The organism is Streptomyces sp. HSW2009, from assembly GCF_040240285.1.
Classification (GTDB): Bacteria; Actinomycetota; Actinomycetes; order Streptomycetales; family Streptomycetaceae; genus Streptomyces.
The window spans coordinates 1-3,437 of record NZ_JBEHZD010000698.1; the positions used below are offsets into that span (position 1 = coordinate 1).

Consider the following 3,437-nt stretch of genomic DNA (forward strand, 5'->3'; position numbering starts at 1 on the left):
CCGGGCGGTCGCCGCGGCCTGGGCCCTTGCCGTGGCGTGGGCCTTGGCCCTTGCCGCGGGGCGGGCCGGCGTGGTCGCCCCGGCCCGGGCCCTTGCCGCGGCCGGAGTTGGCGCCGTCGCCGTGGCCCGGGCGGTCGTGGTTGCCGAGGTCGAGACCGAGACCGAGGCCGTGGCCCGGGCGGTCGTTCAGGTCGAGGCCGTTGCCGCGCCCCGGACCCTTGCCGCGCCCCGGGCCGTTCCCGTGCCCGCGGCCGTGCCCCTTGCCCTTGCCCTCGTCGTGGTTTCGGCCGCCGGCGTCACCGGCGCCGTTGCCCCGACCGGGCCCGTGGCCGCGGCCCTTGCCCGGGCCGTCGGCCGGTCCGTGATCCCGCGCCGGGTGGCCGGGCCGCTGGTCCGCGCCGCCGAGCCCCGGACCGTGGAGGCCGCCGGCGCCGCTCCCCCGGCCCTTGCCCTTGCCGTTGTGCTTGGGGCTGCCCTTGCTCTTGGGGCCGGCGTTGTCCTTGCCCCCGGGGCTACTCTTGCCCCGATCGTGGTCGCCGGCTCCCCTGCCGCGGCCCCCGGCGTCGGCGGAATCGCCGTGCCCGCCGCGCGCCTCGTCCCGGCCTGCCTTGCCGCGGCCCACCGCGCTCGGGCCAGCCGCACCCTTCCCGGCCTGGTCACGGCCACGCCCCTGCGCACCGTGGCCGCTCGTACCGGAGCCGGGCTGCTGGTGGCCGGCGCGGGCCTTGCCCTCTGTGGGCCTGGTCGCGGTGCGGTCGCCCTTGGTCTTGGTGTGGCCACGGCCGTTCGGAGTCGCCGCGGCCTTGTCGTACGGGGCTGCGCTCCTGACGGGGGCGGCCTGCACGGGGGCGGCCTGCACGGGGCCGTGGCCGGTGCCCGGACCCTGCGCCGCCTTGCTCGCCTTGCTCGCCTTGCTCGCCTTGCTCGACGCGGTCCGCGAACTCCCGTACGCAGTAGGCGACTTGGCGACTGGCCGGCCGCGTGCCGAACCGTCATCCGCGACGCCAGCCGCCCCCGCGCCCCGCCCCGTCGTGCGCTGCTGTCGCGCCGGCGCGGCATGGGTCTTGCCCGTGGTGCGGGTGGCGGTCGGGGGGCCGGTCTGGCGCTGGCCCGGCGGGTCGCTCGGGGCCGAGCGCTTGCCCTGCGGCTCGGGGTGCGGGCTGGCGTGTGCCGGGGCCGCGAGGGCCGCCGCGAGTGCGAGGAATCCACCGACGACGCACAGCAGCAAGGCCGTACGTCGCGAGGCCGACGCACAGCGGCGCACGGCAACCCAGGCGGAGACACACGCCGTCACGGTGAGTTCCTCCCCCTTCGGCTCACAGAACTGGCGGTGCACGCATCGAACACGACTGTCCAGGGCCGTGCAACCCCCTTCACCCGGCGCGTTGTTGGCCGCACCGGCGCGTAAACAGGGCTCTCTCAACTGGCACCCGGTCACGGAACTCCCCTGCGTCACCCACAGGAGGCCCACAGCCTGCACCACCGCACGGCCGGCCGCGAGCCCCGCGGGCACATCCGTCGAACGCGGTACGCCGACCCGTGCCGCAGCCGCCACGCGCCGCGCCGCCCGGCCGCCGCGCCCCGCTTCCTCCCGCTTTCCGCAGGTGAACGGCGCCTTCCGGGGTGGTGGCCGGCGGTGCGGCGGTCGGCAGGCCGGGGTTGGCGATCTCGCCCGTACGCGCTGTCCGCCCGCCGCGTTCGCGCCACCGGCCGCCGGCGCCCGGGCGCACGCCCCGCCCGGCGCGCGACCCCGGGCGCCGGACGGTCACCCACCGTCGCACCACGAACCCCCATCCCTGGTCCGCCCCGGCCCGTCCCCCTCGCCCGTCCCGCGCCCCACCTCCCAGCCGCTCCCCAGCGCCGCACTCCCGAGCCGCGCCCGACCCCCCACCCGAAACCGCCCCCCGAAACACCCCCAGCGACGGCCGCGCCTCCACCGCCCCCTCCCCGAACCACCCGCGCCGGACCCCGCCCGTCCACGGCGCCCGCGTCCACCGGGCCGTCAGCCGGCCGCCGGGAGAACCGCCCCACGGGCACGAACCGCCCCACGCCTACGAGTCGATGCGTACGAGGCCACGCGTACGGGCCAACCCGGGAGGGTCACGCGCAAGGGCCTGTCCGGAACGAGCCGGCACGCGGCGCGGAGAGGAACCCGCCGCGTCGCCAGATAGGCGAACTTGCCTATCAAGTAAGGGAGTTGTGCCGGGGCGAAGACCGAAACACGGGACCGTGCCGGGGCGCCCGGCCGGCTGGTGGGATGGGTCCGGTGGGTCGTTCGGTGGAGTCCTCTCCGCTTTCGCGCGCCAGAGCGCGACCCGACTAACCTGGTGCCTCATGAACAGGGCGTCGTCACGCGCGCACACAGGGGCCGAGCAGGAGCCGGACACCCCGCTGGACGGACGTGCCGAGCACGCCGGGACGCAAGGGCACACCGGGACGCAGGGGCACGCGGGAACGCAAGGGCGCGCCGAGCACACCGGGGCGCAGGGGCGCGCCGAGCGCGACCGGGCCGATGACGTGCTGGCACTCTCCCGGCTCGCCACCAAGCGCAACGCCGTACGGGCCGTCCTGGACTGGCTCGCGCACCGCACCGGCGGCGTGGTGACGCTGCTCGACGTCGCCGGCCAGCCGGCGGTCGCGCCCGCTCCGGAGGCCAGCGCCGCGCTGCGGGCCGCGGCCGACGCGGTCGTCGAACTGCACCGGCGCGGCACCCCGTCCGCGGTGTTCACCGAACCACTCGCCGAACCGCTCACCGACGACACCCGACAGGCGGCGCAACCGCCGGCCGTCATCGCCCCCCGCCAGGCGACGCAATCCCCCACCGCCGCCGGTTCGCGCACCGTGTTCCTGGTGTCGTTGGCCGCGGGCGCGGGCCCCGGCGCCGAGGGCGGGCCGCGCCGGCCGCCGCCCTACCTCGTCCTGATCGCCCCCGACACCGCCCCGGAACCCACGGGCAACGCCACCACCGACCACGGCCCCGACGCCACCCCGGGGCCGCGCCCGCAGCGCCCGCACGTGTTGCTGGCCGACGCGGCCCGCATGCTCGGGCTGTGTTGGCGCCTGGAGGAGGCCGAGCGGGACCGGCTGCGGGTGGCGACCGCGGAGGCGCACAGCCGGGAGGCGGTGCTGCACCTGTTGATGGTCGGCAGCGTGCCGGCGGCGCACCGGATCGCCGCCGCGCTCCGCCCGCCGCTGCCGCAACTCGCGTACGTGTACGTCATCGAGTGCCCTGACCAGCGGCGGTACGAGGTCGCCGAGCAGATCGAGCAGGCCGCGCGCGGCCGGGCCTGGATCGTGCCCTGTCCGGTGCGGCCGACCCATCTGATCGCCCTGGTGCCGGCCGCGTCGGAGACGGAGCCCGCGCCGGGCGAGGGGGCCGGCGCCGAGGTGGCGGCCGGGGCGGGGCCCGCCCCCCCGCCCCCCCCCCCCCCCCCCCC

The 3,437-nt window shown here is 78.0% G+C and carries 2 pseudogenes; one reads left to right on the forward strand and one right to left on the reverse strand.

Features of this window, described 5'->3' with window-relative positions:
* A pseudogene (locus AAHZ94_RS30925) lies at positions 1-1,294 on the reverse strand (hypothetical protein); the annotation flags it as partial.
* A gap of 1,040 nt (positions 1,295-2,334) precedes the next feature.
* On the opposite strand from AAHZ94_RS30925, the pseudogene AAHZ94_RS30930 reads away from it, so the two are divergent.
* Positions 2,335-3,437, forward strand: a pseudogene (locus AAHZ94_RS30930) (hypothetical protein); the annotation flags it as partial.